Below are 19,805 nucleotides of genomic sequence, written 5' to 3' on the forward strand. Positions count from 1 at the left end.
GCAACACAAGAGAATCAAAGATGAGTGAAAAAGAGCCCTTCTGGCTGGGTATCGATTGTGGCGGTACTTATCTTAAAGCTGGTTTGTACACCCGTCAGGGAAAAGAGGTCTGTATTGAGCGCCGTTCGGTTGCCACTCTCAGCCCACGCCCTGGCTATGCTGAACGGGATATGCACCAGCTCTGGCAGCACTGCCACACAACCGTCGCACTACTGCTCAAAAACGCCAGAGTCGATGGCGAGCAGATCAAAGGTGTCGGTATTTCGGCCCAGGGCAAAGGGCTGTTTCTGCTTGATAAACAGGATCAACCGCTGGGCAACGCCATGCTCTCCTCTGACCGTCGGGCACTGGAGATTGTACAGCGCTGGCAGCAGGACGGCATTCCCGAGAAACTCTACCCGCACACGCGCCAGACGCTGTGGACCGGGCATCCGGCTTCGCTCCTGCGCTGGGTTAAAGAGAACGAACCGCAGCGTTATCAGCAAATTGGCTGCGTGATGATGGCGCACGACTACCTGCGCTGGTGTTTGACGGGGAAAAAAGGCTGCGAAGAGAGCAATATCTCGGAGTCCAATCTCTACAACATGAGCACCGGTCAGTACGATCCACTGCTGACACGCTGGCTCGGAATCAGCGAAATAGAAGGCGCACTGCCGCCGATTGTCGGCTCAGCAGAAATTTGCGGGGAAATCACCGCTCAGGCAGCCGCACTTACCGGTCTCGCGGCGGGCACGCCCGTCGTTGGTGGACTGTTTGATGTGGTTTCCACCGCGATCTGCGCCGGGCTGCAGGACGAAAATACGCTTAACGCCGTGATGGGTACCTGGGCCGTGACCAGCGGGATTGCCAATGCGCTTCGTGACAACGAGCCGTTCCCCTATGTGTATGGCCGTTACGTCCACCCGCAGCAGTACATCGTTCATGAAGCCAGCCCGACTTCATCCGGCAATCTTGAGTGGCTCACTGCCCAATGGGGCGATATGTCATTCGATGAAATCAACCATGCCGTCGCCAGCCTGCCGAAAGCGGAAAGCGATCTGTTCTTCCTGCCGTTCCTCTACGGCAGCAACGCCGGGCTGGAGATGACCAGCGGTTTTTACGGCATGCAGGCGCTACATACCCGCGCGCATCTTCTGCAGGCCGTTTACGAGGGCGTGGTGTTCAGCCACATGACCCACCTCAACCGCATGCTTGAGCGCTTTACCCAGGTGCAGGCGCTGCGCGTCACGGGTGGCCCGACCCATTCGGACGTGTGGATGCAAATGCTCGCCGACGTCAGCGGCCTGGCGATTGAGCTGCCGCAGGTGGAAGAGACCGGCTGCTCCGGCGCGGCGCTGGCGGCGCTGGTAGGCACCGGCGTCTACCCCGATTTCCACGCTGCGCAGCTCACCCTCAAACACGACATCAGGGTGATTGAACCCGACATGCACGCCCATGCGGCCTACCAGCGCAAATATCACCGTTACCAGTTACTGATTTCAGCACTTCAGGGCTATCACGCCCGTATTAAGGAGTACGACCTATGAGCCGACCATTACTGCAGCTGGCGCTCGACCATACCTCACTTCAGGCCGCCCAGCGCGATGTGGCTTTGCTTGCGGATCACGTTGATATCGTCGAGGCGGGCACCATTCTGTGTCTTACTGAGGGTTTACCGGCCGTACGTACCCTTCGCGAGCAGTGCCCGGACAAAATCATCGTGGCGGACTGGAAAGTCGCCGATGCCGGAGAAACGCTGGCTGAGCAGGCATTTGGCGCGGGCGCAAACTGGATGACCATCATCTGCGCCGCCCCGCTGGCAACCGTTGAGCGAGGCCACGAGGTCGCACTGCGCTGCGGGGGAGAAATCCAGATGGAGCTGTTTGGCAACTGGACGCTGGACGATGCCCGCGCATGGCATCACATCGGGGTGAAACAGGCTATCTATCACCGCGGGCGCGACGCGCAGGCGAGTGGTCAGCAGTGGGGCGAAGCGGATCTCGCGAAAATGAAAGCGCTCTCTGACATCGGGTTGCAGCTTTCGATTACCGGCGGGATCACTCCTGCCGACCTGCCGCTGTTTAAGCAGATCAACGTCAAAGCCTTTATTGCCGGGCGAGCACTGGCAGGGGCAGAACACCCATCACAGGTGGCACAGGCATTTCATTCACAAATCCGCGACATCTGGGGAGAGTAACCATGCGTCAGCATCCGTTAGGTATTTACGAAAAAGCGCTGTCGAAAGATCTCACCTGGCCGGAACGTCTGGTGCTGGCGAAAAGCTGCGGGTTTGATTTTGTCGAAATGTCGGTTGATGAAACTGACGAACGTCTGTCACGTCTTGAGTGGAGCACCACGCAGCGTGCATCGCTGGTTGAAGCCATGCTGGAAACCGGCGTAGCGATTCCATCCATGTGCTTATCTGCCCACCGTCGTTTCCCGTTTGGCAGCCGCGATGAAGCCGTGCGCGAGCGCGCGCGCGAAATCATGACCAAAGCCATCAGGCTGGCGCGTGATTTAGGTATCCGCACCATTCAGCTTGCAGGTTATGACGTCTATTACGAAGAACATGATGAAGGCACTCAACAACGCTTCGCAGAAGGGCTGGCGTGGGCGGTGGAACAAGCCGCTGCAGCACAGGTGATGCTGGCAGTGGAGATCATGGACACCGACTTTATGAATTCCATCAGCAAATGGAAAAAGTGGGACGACATGCTCGCTTCGCCGTGGTTTAGCGTTTACCCGGATGTCGGCAACCTGAGCGCGTGGGGCAACGATGTCACCGCCGAGCTGACGCTGGGCATTGACCGTATTGCCGCAATCCACCTGAAAGATACCCAACCTGTCACTGAACACAGCCCGGGACAGTTCCGCGATGTGCCGTTTGGCGAAGGCTGCGTTGATTTTGTTGGCGTCTTTAACACGCTTAACCAACTGAACTATCGCGGCGCGTTTCTGATTGAAATGTGGACTGAAAAAGCAAAAGAGCCCGTACTGGAAATCATCCAGGCGCGTCGCTGGATTGAAGCCCGTATGCAGGAAGGAGGCATGACATGTTAGAACAACTCAAAGCTGAAGTGCTGGCAGCAAACCTGGCGCTTCCCGCCCACCAGCTGGTGACATTTACCTGGGGTAATGTGAGCGCGGTCGATCGCGAAAGCGGGCTGATGGTGATCAAACCCTCCGGCGTAGAGTATGACGTGATGACCGCAAACGATATGGTGGTAGTTGATATTGCCACGGGTGCGGTAGTCGAAGGCAGCAAAAAACCGTCATCCGACACGCCAACGCATCTTGCGTTGTATCGTCGTTACCCTGAGATTGGCGGCATCGTCCATACGCATTCCCGCCACGCCACAATCTGGTCGCAGGCGGGTTTGGATTTACCTGCCTGGGGCACCACGCATGCCGACTACTTTTATGGTGCGATCCCCTGCACACGGCTGATGACCAAAGCTGAAATAGCCGGGGAATACGAATATCAGACGGGTGAAGTGATCATCAAAACATTCGAGGAGCGCGACTTAAACCCGATGCAAATTCCGGCAGTGCTGGTCCATTCTCACGGTCCGTTTGCCTGGGGAAAAAATGCGGCTGATGCAGTACACAACGCGGTGGTGCTGGAAGAGTGCGCCTGTATGGGCCTGTTTTCACGCCAGCTGGCACCGCAGCTCCCGGTGATGCAACAGGAGTTGCTGGATAAGCACTATCTGCGCAAGCACGGGGCGAATGCCTATTACGGGCAGTAATCACCCAATAACGACAGTCGATGATATCTATTCCTTTGCAGATATCCTGAAAGCAACAGCAGCTCTGTATAATTAATTTTTACCGGGGCAGCACGCGACGTGCTGCCTCAGCCAGAAATGCGCTTCGGTTGCTAAACTGAGGATGTTCACTGACAAAGGAATCAATCTTTACCAGTAAACGACGGGGCATGGTGATGTTGATACGCTCTGCCCTGCCATCAAACTGTTTCATATCAATGTCCACCAGCAGCCATTGCCCACCAATGAAGTCATCAGGACGACTTTCCAGATGTGTTTCAACATTACCCGGAAGAGGCAATGCTTCCTCCACTTCAAACAACGCTTCGAAGTGTGCTGTGAGAGCATCACGAGCATCCTGAAAAGCCTCATCCAGGGAAACACCTGCAAAAAAACAACCTGGAACGTCAGGGAAAAAACCGCTGGCACTTCCGTCTGAGTCAGAATGAATGTAAGCCGGATAAAACATAACTACTCCTGATATCAGTGTTTAATCCCCGCCTGCCGCCAGATCTGCGCGAGAGTGCCCGGTTTAATATCCTTCTTAGGATGTGGGACAGTAACCAGCCCTTTCTGTTCGGGATGGCGAAACTGATGATGGCTTCCTTTCGTTCTGACACATTTCCAGCCATGGCCGATCAGAACAGTAATCACATCCGCACTTTTCACATCCCAATCCTTCCATGATTATACACATGACACACACCATCGCTACCGGGTCGAATCACATTAGCGTATTGAGAAATATCAGTGCAGCCGCTTTTGTCGGAACAGGAAGAAGCATCGGGAAAAGAAAAGAGGATTACAGTCGATTGCAGATAAAAATGCAGGGGCTATCGTAAGCCGGGTAAGGCGAAGCCGCCACCCGGCTTTATCGCATCAGAAACGCCAGGTCAGGCCGGTCATCAGCGCAAAGCTGTCGTCACGGTCGATCATTGGGCTGTTCTTCACGTCATCAGGTAACACGGTATAAACCGCGCTGGCGTTAAGGAACAGTTTCTGGGTTAACTGATATTTAGCCGCCAGACCAACGTATGGCGTCCAGCTGTCACCCGCGGTGTATTCGTCCAGACCTGAACGACGAGACTCACTGCCGGATACCCCGTAGTAGTAGTCGTTATAGCTCTCATCGCTATAGAAAATACCGACAGATGGCGTCAGTGTCAGGCGTTCCATACGGATTGGACGGAAGTAGGATACCTCACCGATCACGCCGCCGCTTTCATCCGTGGCATCACCAGAGACCGCCACTTTCAGCGAACCCCAGCTTTCATGGCGGTAGTATGCACCACCGAGGAAGGCAGAGGCTTTTCGCTCATCAAGCTTTTTCATCTGATGGTCGTCGTTGTCATCAGGATCAAAGTGGAGCGGCATCCAGGATGCAGTCAGGCTGAATTCATTTTTTTCATCTTTCCACAGGATCCACCCTCCTGTGGTCTGGCGCACGTAGAAACGATCGCCTTCGTAGCTAATTAACGGTACTGCGGTAGTATTTTCGTTATATCCTTTGTAAGGAGACTCATTAAATACAGCCCCCGCTCCAAGTGAAAAGTCACCGGCCATTGCAGATGATGTTGCAAATAACGTGGCAGCGATGAGTAAATTGTATTTAATAGTCATTACATGTAATCCATTTAAACGCCAAACAAGCGAGGCGAATAATAATGGTTACAAATTTGTCAATGCAACGCTGCACTTTATATAATATTATATATAAAAGCATATAGATTGGTGTGCATGATGAGTAAATTACAACTAAAGCCACGCGAATTAAAAATTATATCCGTCATCGCAGCAACCCACAGCATTGGTGATGCCGCCGCCCTGCTGGGTATGGCGCAGGCCAACGTCAGTAAATATCTGTCTGATTTTGAAACACGGGTTGGACTCAAGGTTTTTGAGCGCACCACTCGCCAACTGGCCCTAACCCAGTTTGGTGAAGCATTACTCCCTTACATTAACGCTTCGCTGGACAAAAACAGCCAACTTGTTAATTTTATTGCCGATTATAAGCATGAAAAACGTGGGAAAGTCACAATCTATGCCCCAACGGGCATTGTGACCTACCTCGCGCGACACGTGATCCACAAGATAGAGGACATCGGTGATATCCGCATCTCCCTGAAAACGTACAACCTGGATCGTAATGAATATTCAGAAGGTGTTTCCTTTCCGGATGACTGCGATATTTTAATTACCTATGCGCAACCAAAAGACGAAAGTCTGGTTGCGAGTGTTTTAACAAAATATTCGGTTACAGCATTTGCAACCAAAGAGTATTTAAATAAACACCCCTTAACGGGACCTGAAGATTTAATTAACCACTCCTGTATTCTTATAGACTCCATGCTGGTTGATGATGCAAACATCTGGCGTTTCCGCGTGCATGGTAGCGATGAGGTCCATGATTACAGAGTGACCGGAAACTATATTTGCGACAATACCCAGACGGCTCTGGAACTGGCGAGAAATAATCTTGGAATTGTTTTTGCTCCCAAAGAGAGTCTGAAAAAAGAATTAACGCAGGGCATGTTAGTCCCTTGCTTCCCGCATCAGGAGGAGTGGTGGCTCGACCTGACGACGATATTCCGCAAGCGTGAATATCAGCCCTGGCGTGTGCAATACGTCCTGGATGGCGTACTAAACTGCCTGCGCCAGCAAATTGCTCAGGCCGCCCATGGACGACCTGAGCTGAGTGATTAGAACAGTCCCAGAGGTTTATCGGAATAACTGACCAGTAGACATTTTGTCTGCTGGTAATGCTCCAGCATCATCTTATGCGTTTCACGCCCGATGCCAGATTGCTTATAACCACCAAATGCCGCATGCGCCGGATAGGCATGGTAGCAGTTAGTCCATACGCGCCCGGCCTGAATGCCTCTTCCCATTTTATAAGCCAGATTTCCATTGCGGCTCCAGACACCCGCCCCCAGGCCATACGGTGTGTCATTCGCAATTTCCAGTGCCTCCTCCATCGTTTTGAAGGTCGTCACTGCCAGAACCGGTCCGAAAATTTCCTCCTGGAAGACTCGCATATTGTTCTTACCGAACAGGATCGTCGGCTCAAGATAATACCCTTCCTGCAGATCCCCACCGAGCACTTTACGGCGGCCACCAGTCAGAATATCTGCCCCTTCTTTCTTGCCGATATCAATATAGTTGAGGATCGTTTCCAGTTGCCCATGAGAGACCTGCGCGCCCATCTGGGTGACACTATCAAGCGGGTTACCGCTGCGGATAGACTCCACACGACGGATCGCGCGCTCCATAAAGCGCTCGTAAATAGATTCCTGAACCAGCGCCCGGCTCGGGCAAGTGCACACTTCCCCCTGATTGAAGGCAAACAGAGCAAACCCTTCCAGGGCTTTATCGAAGAAGGCATCTTCTTCATCCATCACGTCCGCAAAGAAGATATTCGGGGATTTCCCCCCCAGTTCCAGCGTTACCGGAATGATGTTCTGCGTGGCGTACTGCATGATCTGCTGACCCACTTCCGTCGACCCGGTAAATGCCACTTTGGCGATACGTTTTGAGGTTGCCAGATATTCACCAATTTCACCTCCGGCACCGTTCACCACGTTGACCACCCCCGGTGGCAACAGATCGCCAATCACCTCCATCAATAACAGGACCGACAGCGGGGTCAGGCGCGCTGGTTTTAGCACAATACAGTTCCCGGCAGCCAGCGCAGGTGCCATTTTCCAGCTCGCCATCAGCAGCGGGAAGTTCCACGGAATGATTTGCCCCACCACGCCCAAAGGTTCGTGGAAGTGATACGCCACGGTATCGCTGTCGACCTCACTAATTCCGCCCTCCTGAGCACGAATACAGGAAGCAAAATAGCGGAAGTGGTCAATGGCCAGCGGCACATCTGCCGCCATTGTTTCCCGGATAGGCTTGCCGTTATCCCAGGTTTCTGCCGTCGCCAGCAGCTCCAGATTTTGCTCCATCCGGTCGGCGATTTTGAACAAGAGGGCCGCCCGGTCCTGGACGGAAGTATGGCCCCATTTATCTTTCGCTTTATGCGCCGCATCCAGCGCCAGATCGATATCACGCTTACCGGAGCTGGCTATTTCACACAGCGGTTGGCCGGTAACGGGAGTCAGGTTGGAATAGTATTCGCCGTCGACGGGAGCCACCCAGGCGCCGCCAATAAAGTTGTCATAACGGGGTTTCAGCTTGAGGGGAAAACCATACTCGCCAGGCTGGATACGCGATGAGGGAGGATTGTTTGTCATGACCGTCTCCTTGCTGTTGGTGTACAACAAGGGTAGTCCCGGCTGACGATTTTCTCGCCAGCCGGTGACGGGTTTACGACAAGGGTCACATCGCGGCGCGATAAATTTCCATTATCTCTTCATGGGTCGCCTGAACCGGGTTAGTGAACCCACAGGCATCCTTCAGCGCATTGATTGCCAGGACCGGAATATCTTCCTCTTTGACGTTCAGTTCGCGAAGGCCCGCCGGGATATTGACCTTGCGGGCAAGCGCACGGATCTCAACGATGCAGGCCTGCGCCCCCTGCATGTCGGTCATCCCACTCACATCCACGCCCATGGCTTTTGCACAGTCGCGCAGACGCCCCGCCGCCGCCTTGCTGTTAAACACCTGAACGTGCGGAAGCAGTACAGCATTACAGACGCCATGCGGCAGATCGTAGAAACCACCCAACTGATGTGCCATCGCGTGTACATAGCCTAGTGAAGCATTGTTAAACGCCATGCCAGCGAGGAATTGTGCATAGGCCATCGCTTCACGCGCCTGTGCGTTACTGCCATCTTCAACGGCATGTACCAGGTTTTCACTAATCATCGTCACCGCTTTCAGCGCACAGGCATCAGTAATAGGTGTGGCCGCCACAGACACATACGCTTCAATCGCATGCGTCAGGGCATCCATACCGGTTGCCGCTGTCAGTGAGGGTGGCATTCCTGACATGAGCGAGGAATCGTTAACGGACAGTACTGGCGTAACGTGCTTATCCACTATCGCCATTTTAATATGACGCGTCTCATCAGTAATAATACAGAAACGCGTCATTTCCGACGCCGTACCCGCGGTAGTATTAATCGCAATCATCGGCAATTGTGGTTTTGCAGAGCGATCGACACCTTCATAATCACGAATATCACCGCCGTTCACTGCCACCAGCGCAATACCTTTTGCACAATCGTGAGGCGAACCGCCACCCAGTGAAATAATACAGTCACACTGATTTGCTTTTAATATTTCCAGACCTGCCGCCACATTTGCTGTCGTCGGATTAGGGTGCGTGCCGTCATACACAACGCTGGAAATATCACGTTCTTTCAGAGCATGTTGAATACTGGCGACCATACCCAGCTTGCTCAGCATGGTATCGGTGACAATCAGCGCGCGGCGCCAGCCGTAGTCGCGCATGGTATCCATTGCGGTGTCTAATGAATCAGAACCAATAATATTCACGGAAGGAATATAAAATACGGATGCAGCCATGATATTTCCTCAAAGAGATAAAAATTGTCGGCAGCATAAGGTAAAGATTACGCAAAAAACATGATCAAAAATATGATTTTGCGAAGACCTTCGCAGGTTGAATAAATTTAATCCTACGAAGGTGTGAATTAATATTTAAATCTCTTTCTATCTATTCTATTTTTGTATTAATTCCTGCTTTATGTTTGCGGAAATAATAGTGAATCGCGTAATAAATGATCATTCCCACGACGACGGGTAAACCCGATACGATTGAAATATTCCAGGATCTGGATCGCCAGCTTGCGGCCAACATTCAACCGGTCGCGGAAATCGGCTGCACAGGTAGAGCCTCGTTCCTGATCCAGCTCGCGGATCAAGTTAGCAAACGCAACAATGCGATCGTTACGGTAATAACGATCTTTCACGATCGCGACGATAAGCCCCTGCTGAGCCGCATGGCGCAATACCTGGCGCATCACTTGCTCGTCAGTGTTCGTTTGGCGGGCCAGGTCGCGAACCCACCATGGCTCATCGCCAAACAGTGATGCCACTTTTTGCCATACTGCCTCTTGCTCAGCGGTAAACCCGGCTTTGTGATCCGGCAGATGCAGCCAACCGTGGTGACTTTTAATCACCCCCGTTTCGCGCATATTTTCAATCAACAGCAGCACCAGCGCATCGTCTTCCATCGGCAGCGCCATGCGTCGCAGACGCTCGCGGCCGGGGCCCGGTTCATCCTGATGCTGTTCATGGTAAGTCGCAAGCGTGTTCAATATTTTACGCTGCCAGTGTGCCGCCACCGGAGCGTTCAGCAGACTGTTGCCAGCCTGAATAAATCCCGGCTCCTGGGTCAGCTGACGTAAACCTTCTTCACTCAACTGGCGAGCCCATGCAAAATCAGCAAGATTCACCGCACCACGTTCAAGATGAACCAGCAGCGCTGTTTTATCATCCGTCGTCTGCGCCAGCGCAGCCAGCCAATGCAGATACTCAGGTTTACGCTTGCCACGTCGCGGTGAGTGGAGTGTCACCACCCGCGCCCCGGCCAGCGTTTCCCGCGCTGAAATATCACGCAGAACCAGACGGTCATTATCTGCAAGCCAGAGTGGCGAATCGAAAACCAGCTCGGCAAGGTCGTTTTCCAGCAGCGAGATGCGTCCGGTAATATGGCTGGCCGCGTGGTGAATATGCAGCGGTTGCCATTGAGTCAGCGGCAAGTGCGTCTGCAGAGAGACGATCACGCGCTCAGACGGTTCTGGAGGGGTGCCAGCCAGCAGCCAGTCACCACGGTTAAGCTGGTCTTTTTCCGCATCACCGACAATATTAAGTGCGATTCGCTGCCCGGCATGAGCATGCTCTACGGGCTGGTTTTGCGCATGTAAACCACGCACACGCATCGGTTTGTTAACGCCCGTCAACCATAAACTGTCACCCACTCTCACTTCGCCGCTTAGCGCCGTACCCGTGACGACCAAACCCGCACCTTTAACAGTAAACGCCCGATCAATCGCCAGACGGAAACGATGATGGCTGGCGTGATCGCGCGATGACAATTGCTGCAAATGGCGGCGAAGATCGTCGATACCGCGACCTTCAGTCGCTACAGTGACAAAAAGCGGCGCATCAGCAAAACCATATTCACGTAAGGTCGCCTGTACCGTTTCGCGCACTTCACTGATGCGCGCCTCATCTACGCGATCGGCTTTGGTCAGCGCAACGGTTAGCTGCGGGTTGCCCGTCAACTGGAGGATCGCCAGATGCTCGCGCGTTTGCGCCATTACACCGTCATCACAGGCCACCACCAGTAGGGCATGATCGATACCCCCCACGCCCGCCAGCATGTTTGAAAGAAACTTTTCATGCCCCGGAACATCAATAAAACCCAGTACACGACCATCAGGCTGAGGCCAGTAGGCATAGCCCAGATCGATGGTCATGCCGCGCTTTTTCTCTTCCGGAAGTCGATCGGCATTTACACCTGTAATCGCCTGTAATAACGTGGTTTTTCCGTGGTCAACGTGACCGGCGGTGGCAATAATCATTTCAACAACATCTCCAGAAATCGCTCTTCATCTTCAAGACAGCGTAGATCCAGCCACATTCTGCCGTCGTAAATCCGCCCGATAACCGGCGTCGGCAACGCGCGCCAGCGCAACGACAGGGTTTCAAGGTGGCTACCGCGCCCGTCACGCGGGGTGAACGTGAGCGCTTCGCTCGGTAGTCTGTCCACTGGCAATGAACCGCTGCCAATCTGCGACTGGCAAGGTTCAATGCGAACGTCAAAATCAGGGTAATGCGGGGCAACGCGGGGTAACAGCAATTCACCCTGAGCACGAATTGAAGCAGCATCCCGGGTTAGCAGACGCAGCGTAGGCAGGCGGTCAGCCAGTTTCTCCGGATGCAGATAGAGCCGCAATGTCGCTTCCAGTGCCGCGAGCGTCATTTTATCCGCGCGCAGGGCTCGCTTGAGCGGATGCTGCTGCAACTGTGCAATCAGCTCGCGCTTACCCACAATGATCCCCGCCTGCGGTCCCCCCAGCAGTTTGTCGCCAGAAAAGCTCACCAGGCTGACACCCGCCGCAATCATCTCTTGTGGCATCGGCTCTTTTGGCAAACCGTACTGGCTGAGATCGACCAGGGAACCACTACCGAGATCGGCAATTACCGGTATATTCAGCTCGCGTCCAATCGCCGCCAGTTCAGCTTCTTCAACGGTTTTGGTGAAACCTTCAATATTGTAATTGCTGGTATGAACCTTCATCAGCAGGGCGGTATTTTCATTCACCGCCGCGCGATAATCTTTCGCATGAGTGCGGTTAGTGGTGCCCACTTCATGCAGCGAACAGCCTGCCTGACGCATCACGTCCGGAATGCGAAACGCACCGCCAATCTCCACCAGCTCGCCACGGGAAACCACCACCTCTTTGCCGCTGGCGGTGGCCGCCAGCATTAACAGCACCGCCGCGGCGTTGTTATTCACAATGCAGGCATCTTCCGCACCGGTCAGCTGGCAGAGAAGGTCCGCCAGTGCGCGATCACGATGTCCGCGCCCTGCACCGTCCAGATCGTACTCCAGCGTCACAGGCATTCGCATGGCCTGCACGACCGCAGCAACCGCCTCTTCCGCCTGTTGCGCGCGCCCCAGGTTGGTGTGCAGTACCGTACCCGTCAGGTTAATCACCGGACGAAGTGCGCTTTGCGTTTTCTCATCCAGACGCTTTTCAACTTCCTGTTCCCACGCCGCGCACCATTCAGGCAATGTGTTTTCTGCCTGAATGTGGTGTCGGGCTTCGTCCTGAAGCAGACGTAACATGTCAACCGTCGCGGTATGGCCGAAACGCTCAACTGCAGCATGAATACGAGGTTCGCGAAGAAGACGGTCGGTAGCAGGAATCTGGCTGTACAGCGAATGATGAGTAGTCATGAAAGCGCCTGGCGAGTAAATATCATCCCCCCTCCCGACGGGAGAGGGAGTTAACATGTGGAGGGATTGTACCGCCTCCGGCAGCGAAGTGTTATAACCCGCATCAAGCCTTTGGCGGTTCGGTGCGGGCAAAACTCTCACGGCTAAAAAGCGTTTCGGCTAGTTTTACCAGCAACGGGCGGTCGACGCACCAGCCAGGGGAAACATGACGGAAGTTGAGATAACCGATGGCACAGGCGATCGCAATCGTCGCCAGATCCACTCTGTCGGGCTGGATTTTTCCCTCCCGGATGAGCTGCTCACACATATCCAGGCTGCGGCTGATTTTTTCACGCTGGCGTAGCAGTTCTGTTTCCGACTGTTGGGCGGCGGGTCTTGCCTGCTCGCGTACGGAAGTTAACGCCGCATCCATAATGCCATCGGCCAGGGCTTCAATTTGCTTCACAGCCAGCGCCGCTTTCGGGTCAGCCGGTAGCATTGCCGGGGCGACGCCCAGCAGCTCGATGTACTCCGCAATAATCGGGGAATCAAACCAGTATTCACCCTCGTTCGTCACCAGTGCCGGGACTTTACCTAGCGGGTTGTACTGCGCGACGCCGTTTTCGGCGTTGTAAGGCTGTTCATTGACGAATTCAAATTCAATCCCTTTCTCCAGCAGGAGAATCGAGATTTTTCGCACGAAGGGACTGGTGTAGCTACCGATGAGTTTCATTGCCTGATCCTTGATGCCGGAAAAAAATCAGTATGGATCAAGCAACGAAAAAAGGGCAGGTATGCATGTCGCATTCCTGCCCTGAAAGGATTAGTGATCGAGGTAGAGATAGTGCATCCAGCTGGTCATACGCAGCAGCACTTTACGCATCACCGAAACATGAGCGAAATGGTCCGAATAAACCGCCACCTGGGCATAAATACCGTCTGGCAGTGCATCTACATCAGCATTCGGGTCAAGCTCGATAGTCCCCAGCACGCCATCCGTACCCGGCGTTACCGTCAGAGACTGCAACGCACCCTGAGCCTGATATGATCCTCCCGGCACCACCGGCAGAATGCTGGTGAGCTTACCTGAGAAGACCTGCCCCGGCAGGGCATTGAACACCACTTCGGCCTCATCACCCGGTTTCAGACGCAGCAATGAGTTCTGACGGAACTGCGCCACAATCTGACGTTTCTGTTCCGGGATAAAGACCATAACCGGACGCAGAGGCAGCGCCGCGGCATAGGTCCCCGGACGAATCAGCACCTGGGTGATATAGCCATTGCTTGGCGCACGCACCACTGTCTGTTCCAGGTTGTATTTGGCTTCGGCAAGCTGAGCACGCAGAGAGGCAACCTGAGATTGCTCACCGTTAACCATGCTGTCTAACTGAGTCTGGATTTGTGTCTGTTCGGCTACAGAGCCTTTAACCAGCGCATCTTGTGCCAGATAGTTCTGACGCGCATTGTCGATATCGCTTTCAGAGAACGGGTTAACCTTTGCCTGGCTGCCTTTCAGGTAGCGCTGATAATCTTTATACAGACGATCGCGTTCCGCAGACACCCGCGTGGTATTGGCGACCGCTTCCGACAGTTGTGCCTTAAGGTTGTCGATATTGTGCGTCGCAGTCACCAGGTCAGCCTGGAGTCTGTCTACACGCGCCTGATAGCGACCTGGATCAAGTTTAAATAACACTTCACCCTTTTTAATGAGCTGATTATTTTTATCAGTCACTTCACTGACCACCCCGGTAACCTGCGGCGTAATCGGAATAGAAATAACCGCCTTTTGAGCCGTAAAGGTATACGGGTGGTTATAGTTCATTAGCAGGATTAGTCCCGCAACAATAAATATCCCGCCTAATGTCGCGGTGGCGAGCGTCCACTGGTTAACGGGAATACGGAATATTTTAAAGATAGCCCAGGCAAATGCCACATAGGTCAGAATAATCAACAGATCCATGATTAGTGCTCCAGCGTGTTCTTATCAGCAGTGGGTTTTACCGCTGCCAGCTTTTGTTCAAGCTCCGCCACGCGTTTGGTCAGTTCATCCATACCGGGAACCTCATCAGGCTTCACGATGTGGTTCTGCATCCCCCAGCCGCGATCTTCACGGTACAGCGTGGCCCAGATCCACAGGAACGGCCAAATGGCATGGAGCGTAAACAGGCTGATCCATCCTGCCGTATGAATCGCATCGGCATGGGGATGGTTACGCTTTTTGGCCATATTATACGGGATGTCATGAATGGCGATGACGCCGTAAAAAAGGACCAGGAAAACAAAAATCAATACGCCCAGCGCAAAATAGTTGAGAAACATATTCTCCTCACTTAAAAAACGTCAACTCATTAAATTAATAAAACAATACGCAGCCTAATTAGTTTTTTATAAAAACAGTAATCACTTGCTATTTTCAGCAGCCGGGGAGTATGGATTTTTATAATATCTCCATGCAAGTTTATAAACGTGTCAAAATATAACCTGAATAATAATAGACTTAACCTTACAATATGAGCGTAATCCACGTTTTAACTTTTCGCCATACCACATATGAAAAGTGGTTTTTTAGCTTTCTGTGTCGCCTCATGCCATCCTGACGCTAAATCACAAGACAGAATTTGTTGAGGATCACAGCCGGAGAAATCTGCATAAAAATATTTTGTGAATGACATCACAATACAGAGACAAACCCGCCACAATCAAATGTGACAAAACTCACAAAAAAGGGTGCTTTCTGCTCCATTTTTCGTCATCGTATTTTTTTTGTCCGCTTATTTTGTGATTTAGATCACTTCATTGATATCCACACCCCCTACCTTTACGTGACACGCATCACACAAATTTTCGTCATCTGGACAGTTGAACGATTCAGTGCCAGATTTCACAGCATGAACAGGGCCCGGCTACCTCTGCCGCCTCACATTAACAATAAACCTCGGGCCGCAAGCCTAAGCGTAAACAGAAGAAGGGGTGTTTTATGTCATCCGATTTCAAGATCAAAGTACAAAGCTTTGGTCGTTTCCTCAGCAACATGGTGATGCCAAATATCGGCGCGTTTATCGCGTGGGGTATCATCACCGCATTATTCATTCCGACAGGGTGGTTGCCTAACGAAACGCTGGCGAAACTTGTTGGCCCAATGATTACTTATCTGCTGCCGCTGCTCATCGGTTTCACCGGTGGTCGTCTGGTGGGCGGTGACCGTGGCGGTGTAGTGGGTGCAATCACCACCATGGGTGTGATTGTCGGTGCAGATATGCCAATGTTCCTTGGCGCAATGATTGCGGGTCCTCTGGGTGGTTGGGCAATCAAACACTTTGATTCCTGGGTAGACGGTAAGATTCGCTCTGGCTTCGAAATGCTGGTGAACAACTTCTCCGCAGGCATCATTGGTATGATCCTGGCGATTCTGGCGTTTCTCGGCATTGGCCCTGCGGTTGAAGTGCTGTCCAAAATTCTGGCAGCAGGCGTTAACTTCATGGTTGCGCACGACATGCTGCCGCTGGCGTCTATCTTTGTTGAACCGGCGAAAATCCTGTTCCTTAACAACGCCATCAACCACGGTATCTTCTCACCGCTGGGTATTCAGCAGTCTCATGACCTCGGCAAATCCATCTTCTTCCTGATTGAAGCGAACCCGGGCCCAGGTATGGGTGTTCTGCTGGCGTACATGTTCTTTGGTCGCGGTAGCGCGAAGCAGTCTGCTGGCGGTGCGGCTATCATTCACTTCCTGGGTGGTATCCACGAAATTTACTTCCCGTACGTGCTGATGAATCCGCGTCTGATCCTGGCCGTTATCCTCGGCGGTATGACCGGTGTGTTCACCCTGAGCGTGCTGGGCGGTGGTCTGGTTTCTCCGGCGTCTCCGGGTTCTATCCTGGCGGTACTGGCGATGACGCCAAAAGGGGCTTACTTCGCAAACATCGCGGCTATCTGTGCAGCAATGGCGGTCTCCTTCGTGGTCTCTTCTATCCTGCTGAAAACCAGCAAAGTGAAAGAAGATGATGATATCGAAGCGGCTACCCGTCGTATGCACGACATGAAAGCGGAATCCAAAGGCGCTACACCGCTGGCGGCTGGTGATGTCTCTAACGACCTGAGCCACGTGCGTAAAATCATCGTTGCCTGTGACGCCGGTATGGGTTCCAGCGCAATGGGTGCAGGTGTGCTGCGTAAGAAAGTGCAGGATGCGGGTCTGACTAACATCTCTGTGACCAACAGTGCCATCAACAGCCTGCCACCAGATGTGGACCTGGTTATCACGCACCGCGATCTGACCGAACGCGCCATGCGTCAGGTTCCACAGGCACAGCATATTTCGCTGACCAACTTCCTCGACAGCGGCCTGTACACCAACCTGACTGAGCGTCTGGTTGCCGCACAGCGTCACGAAGACAACGAAGTGAAAGTGCGTTCCAGCCTGCAGGACAGTTTCGACGAGAGCAACGCCCACCTGTTCAAACTGGGTGCGGAGAACATCTTCCTCGGTCGTACTGCGACCAACAAAGAAGAGGCGATTCGCTTTGCCGGTGAGCAACTGGTGAAAGGTGGCTACGTTCAACCTGAATACGTTGATGCGATGCTGGAACGTGAAAAACTGACGCCAACCTACCTGGGTGAATCCATCGCGGTTCCGCACGGTACGGTTGAAGCGAAAGATCGCGTGCTGAAAACCGGCGTCGTATTCTGTCAGTATCCGCAGGGTGTGCGCTTCGGTGAAGAAGAAGACGACATCGCCCGTCTGGTGATTGGTATCGCCGCTCGCAACAACGAGCACATTCAGGTGATTACCAGTCTGACTAACGCCCTGGATGATGAGTCTGTCATTGAGCGTCTGGCCAGCACCAGCAGCGTGGAAGAAGTACTGGCACTGCTGAACAAGTAAGCGCATTTCCCCCCTCTCCCCACTGGGGAGAGGGCTAGGGTGAGGGGAAAGTTATGCGGTTCCTCACCCCAGCCCTCTCGGGTAAAAACATTGATGAAGGTTAATACTATGAAAGCATTACATTTTGGCGCAGGTAATATCGGTCGTGGCTTTATCGGCAAACTGCTGGCAGACGCGGGCATTACGCTGACATTCGCCGATGTGAACCAGGTGGTGCTAGACGCCCTGAATGCCCGTCATAGCTATCAGGTTCACGTAGTGGGAGAAAACGAGCAGGTTGAAACGGTTTCAGGTGTGAATGCCGTAAGCAGCATTGGCGACGACGTTATCGACCTTATTGCCAGCGTTGACCTGGTTACCACTGCTGTGGGTCCGGTCGTGCTTGAGCGTATCGCTCCTGCGGTGGCGAAAGGCCTCGCAAAACGTAAAGCGCAGGGTATTGATACCCCGCTGAACATCATCGCCTGTGAAAACATGGTGCGCGGCACCACGCAATTGAAAGGCCATGTGCTCACCGCTGTTGCCGACGAAGATAAAGCCTGGGTTGAAGCGCACGTGGGGTTTGTTGATTCCGCCGTTGACCGTATCGTCCCGCCGTCAGAATCCGCTACCCACGATCCGCTGGAAGTAACTGTAGAAACCTTCAGCGAGTGGATCGTCGATAAAACACAGTTTAAAGGTGCGCTGCCAACCATTCCGGGAATGGAATTAACTGATAACCTGATGGCATTTGTCGAACGCAAACTCTTCACGCTGAACACCGGGCATGCTATAACCGCGTACCTCGGAAAATTGGCCGGTCATCAGACCATCCGTGACGCGATTCTCGATGAGAACATCCGCGCTGTGGTAAAAGGGGCAATGGAAGAGAGCGGCGCGGTGCTGATCAAACGCTACGGTTTTGATGCTGATAAACATGCAGCATACATCCAGAAAATCCTCGGTCGTTTTGAAAACCCGTATCTGAAAGATGACGTTGAGCGCGTTGGCCGTCAGCCCCTGCGCAAACTGAGCGCGGGCGATCGCCTGATTAAACCGCTGCTGGGCACGCTGGAATACAGCCTGCCGCACACCAACCTGGTGAAAGGGATTGCCGCCGCAATGCACTACCGCAGCGAGCAGGATCCGCAGGCGCAGGAACTGGCTCAACTGATTGACGATAAAGGCGCGCAGGCTGCGCTGGCGCAGATTTCAGGTCTGGATGCCAACAGCGACGTGGTTGTGGAGGCGGTTAACGCATACAACGCAACCAAATGATGCAGAGTGTGGCGCAGGTAACCCTGCGCCCTGATTACAGATTGTCAGATATGCAGGCAATAATGGAACAAACCCAGGCCTTTGAAAATCGTGTGCTTGAGCGTCTGAATGCTGGCAAAACCGTACGAAGCTTCCTGATTGCCGCCGTCGAGTTGTTAACCGAGGCGGTGAATATCCTGGTGCTTCAGGTGTTTCGCAAAGACGACTACGCGGTAAAATATGCTGTAGAACCGTTACTGGACGGAGACGGCCCGCTGGGCGATCTCTCAGTGCGTCTGAAGCTGATTTATGGTCTTGGTGTGCTAAGCAGACCAGAGTATGAAGACGCTGAGCTGTTGATGGCGCTGCGCGAAGAGTTAAATCATGACGGTAATGAGTACACCTTTACCGATGATGAGATCCTTGGACCTTTCGGCGAGTTGCATTGCGTCACTGCCCTTCCCCCTGCACCTCAGTTTGATAACAGTGATCCTGAACTATACGCGATGCAAAAGCTGCGTTATCAACAGGTTGTTCGCTCCACAATGGTTCTCTCCCTGACTGAGCTGATTTCCCGAATCAGCTTAAAAAAAGCGTTTCAGAAGTAAGCCTGCTCACATTGGTGTATCCTTCCCTGTAAATTCCCCGTTTTCAGAGTTATTTGTCATGAAAGAAGTCGAAAAGAACGAAATTAAACGCCTGAGCGACCGTCTGGATCTGATCCGTCACCAGATGGCTGGCCTGTCACTGGTCGATTCCGCCGAGAAGTACGCTGAGCTGGAAAAAGAAGTCGCCACGCTGGAAACCGAAATCGAGCGCCTGCGCGAAGTCAAAGGCCAGAAGCTGAGCAAAGAAGCGCAGAAGCTGATGAACATGCCGCACCGCCGTGCGATCACCAAAAAAGAGCAGGCCGACATGGGCAAGCTTAAGAAAAGTGTTCGTGGTCTGGTGGTTGTGCACCCAATGACCGAGCTGGGCCGTGAAATGGGCCTGAAAGAGATGACAGGTTTTTGTAAGACCGCGTTCTGATCATTCCCCCTCTCCCGTTGGGAGAGGACTGGGGTGAGGGCAACAGACC

19 protein-coding genes are annotated in these 19,805 nt (G+C 53.1%); 9 read left to right on the forward strand and 10 right to left on the reverse strand.

What is annotated here, in order from left to right:
• Nucleotides 1–20 precede the first annotated feature (20 nt).
• From HED65_RS13410 to araD, 4 genes are read left to right on the forward strand one after another with little or no spacing between them, the layout of a single operon-like run.
• Entirely contained in the window at nt 21–1,526 is a 1,506-nt protein-coding gene (locus HED65_RS13410; RefSeq protein ID WP_114978942.1) for an FGGY-family carbohydrate kinase, read from the forward strand.
• Entirely contained in the window at nt 1,523–2,176 is a 654-nt protein-coding gene (gene ulaD, locus HED65_RS13415) for a 3-keto-L-gulonate-6-phosphate decarboxylase UlaD (protein ID WP_114978943.1), read from the forward strand. Before HED65_RS13410 ends, ulaD begins: the two co-directional genes overlap by 4 nt.
• A gap of 2 nt (nt 2,177–2,178) precedes the next feature.
• On the forward strand, nt 2,179–3,039 hold the full coding sequence (locus HED65_RS13420; protein ID WP_114978944.1) for an L-ribulose-5-phosphate 3-epimerase: 861 nt from the start codon (nt 2,179–2,181) through the stop codon (nt 3,037–3,039).
• Nucleotides 3,033–3,728 carry an L-ribulose-5-phosphate 4-epimerase gene (araD, locus tag HED65_RS13425; RefSeq protein ID WP_114978945.1) on the forward strand — a complete coding sequence of 232 codons (696 nt, stop codon included), beginning with the start codon at nt 3,033–3,035 and terminating at the stop codon, nt 3,726–3,728. Before HED65_RS13420 ends, araD begins: the two co-directional genes overlap by 7 nt.
• 79 nt (nt 3,729–3,807) lie before the next feature.
• On the opposite strand, the gene HED65_RS13430 is transcribed toward araD, so the two are convergent.
• From HED65_RS13430 to HED65_RS13440, 3 genes are all read right to left on the reverse strand, one after another.
• A complete protein-coding gene (locus tag HED65_RS13430) occupies nt 3,808–4,215 on the reverse strand; it encodes a type II toxin-antitoxin system HicB family antitoxin (RefSeq protein ID WP_114978946.1) in 408 nt (135 codons plus the stop codon).
• Nucleotides 4,216–4,229: 14 nt separating this feature from the next.
• Nucleotides 4,230–4,415 (reverse strand): type II toxin-antitoxin system HicA family toxin, encoded by a 186-nt coding sequence (locus HED65_RS13435; protein ID WP_041911637.1) that lies wholly within the window; start codon nt 4,413–4,415, stop codon nt 4,230–4,232.
• 210 nt (nt 4,416–4,625) lie between these two features.
• Nucleotides 4,626–5,366, reverse strand: coding sequence for a MipA/OmpV family protein (locus tag HED65_RS13440; protein WP_049006241.1), 741 nt, complete (start codon nt 5,364–5,366; stop codon nt 4,626–4,628).
• Nucleotides 5,367–5,483: 117 nt separating this feature from the next.
• Here HED65_RS13440 and HED65_RS13445 point away from each other — a divergent pair, with 117 nt between their 5' ends.
• A complete protein-coding gene (locus HED65_RS13445) occupies nt 5,484–6,449 on the forward strand; it encodes a LysR family transcriptional regulator (protein WP_114978947.1) in 966 nt (321 codons plus the stop codon).
• Here HED65_RS13445 and aldB read toward each other — a convergent pair.
• From aldB to HED65_RS13480, 7 genes are all read right to left on the reverse strand, one after another.
• Nucleotides 6,446–7,984, reverse strand: coding sequence for an aldehyde dehydrogenase AldB (gene aldB, locus HED65_RS13450; RefSeq protein WP_114978948.1), 1,539 nt, complete (start codon nt 7,982–7,984; stop codon nt 6,446–6,448). The two genes, HED65_RS13445 and aldB, sit on opposite strands and share 4 nt — an antisense overlap.
• Before the next feature lie 85 nt (nt 7,985–8,069).
• Nucleotides 8,070–9,221, reverse strand: coding sequence for an L-threonine dehydrogenase (yiaY, locus tag HED65_RS13455; protein WP_114978949.1), 1,152 nt, complete (start codon nt 9,219–9,221; stop codon nt 8,070–8,072).
• Between the two features lie 179 nt (nt 9,222–9,400).
• Nucleotides 9,401–11,245, reverse strand: a complete 1,845-nt coding sequence (gene selB / locus HED65_RS13460) for a selenocysteine-specific translation elongation factor (protein ID WP_114978950.1) — start codon at nt 11,243–11,245, stop codon at nt 9,401–9,403.
• On the reverse strand, nt 11,242–12,627 hold the full coding sequence (selA, locus tag HED65_RS13465; RefSeq protein ID WP_114978951.1) for an L-seryl-tRNA(Sec) selenium transferase: 1,386 nt from the start codon (nt 12,625–12,627) through the stop codon (nt 11,242–11,244). Before selA ends, selB begins: the two co-directional genes overlap by 4 nt.
• A gap of 103 nt (nt 12,628–12,730) precedes the next feature.
• Entirely contained in the window at nt 12,731–13,339 is a 609-nt protein-coding gene (locus HED65_RS13470; protein ID WP_114978952.1) for a glutathione S-transferase, read from the reverse strand.
• Between the two features lie 90 nt (nt 13,340–13,429).
• Nucleotides 13,430–14,566, reverse strand: coding sequence for an HlyD family secretion protein (locus tag HED65_RS13475; protein WP_114978953.1), 1,137 nt, complete (start codon nt 14,564–14,566; stop codon nt 13,430–13,432).
• Nucleotides 14,567–14,568: 2 nt separating this feature from the next.
• A complete protein-coding gene (locus HED65_RS13480; RefSeq protein ID WP_114978954.1) occupies nt 14,569–14,925 on the reverse strand; it encodes a DUF3302 domain-containing protein in 357 nt (118 codons plus the stop codon).
• Nucleotides 14,926–15,583: 658 nt separating this feature from the next.
• On the opposite strand from HED65_RS13480, the gene HED65_RS13485 reads away from it, so the two are divergent.
• From HED65_RS13485 to HED65_RS13500, 4 genes are all read left to right on the forward strand, one after another.
• On the forward strand, nt 15,584–17,491 hold the full coding sequence (locus HED65_RS13485) for a PTS mannitol transporter subunit IICBA (RefSeq protein WP_114978955.1): 1,908 nt from the start codon (nt 15,584–15,586) through the stop codon (nt 17,489–17,491).
• Between the two features lie 108 nt (nt 17,492–17,599).
• Nucleotides 17,600–18,748, forward strand: coding sequence for a mannitol-1-phosphate 5-dehydrogenase (mtlD, locus tag HED65_RS13490; RefSeq protein ID WP_114978956.1), 1,149 nt, complete (start codon nt 17,600–17,602; stop codon nt 18,746–18,748).
• Nucleotides 18,745–19,335, forward strand: a complete 591-nt coding sequence (gene mtlR, locus HED65_RS13495) for a mannitol operon repressor MtlR (protein ID WP_028018221.1) — start codon at nt 18,745–18,747, stop codon at nt 19,333–19,335. Before mtlD ends, mtlR begins: the two co-directional genes overlap by 4 nt.
• Before the next feature lie 58 nt (nt 19,336–19,393).
• On the forward strand, nt 19,394–19,756 hold the full coding sequence (locus tag HED65_RS13500; protein WP_024906604.1) for a YibL family ribosome-associated protein: 363 nt from the start codon (nt 19,394–19,396) through the stop codon (nt 19,754–19,756).
• Nucleotides 19,757–19,805: the final 49 nt, after the last annotated feature.

The organism is Pantoea sp. LS15 (assembly GCF_012241585.1).
Lineage (GTDB): Bacteria > Pseudomonadota > Gammaproteobacteria > Enterobacterales > Enterobacteriaceae > Enterobacter.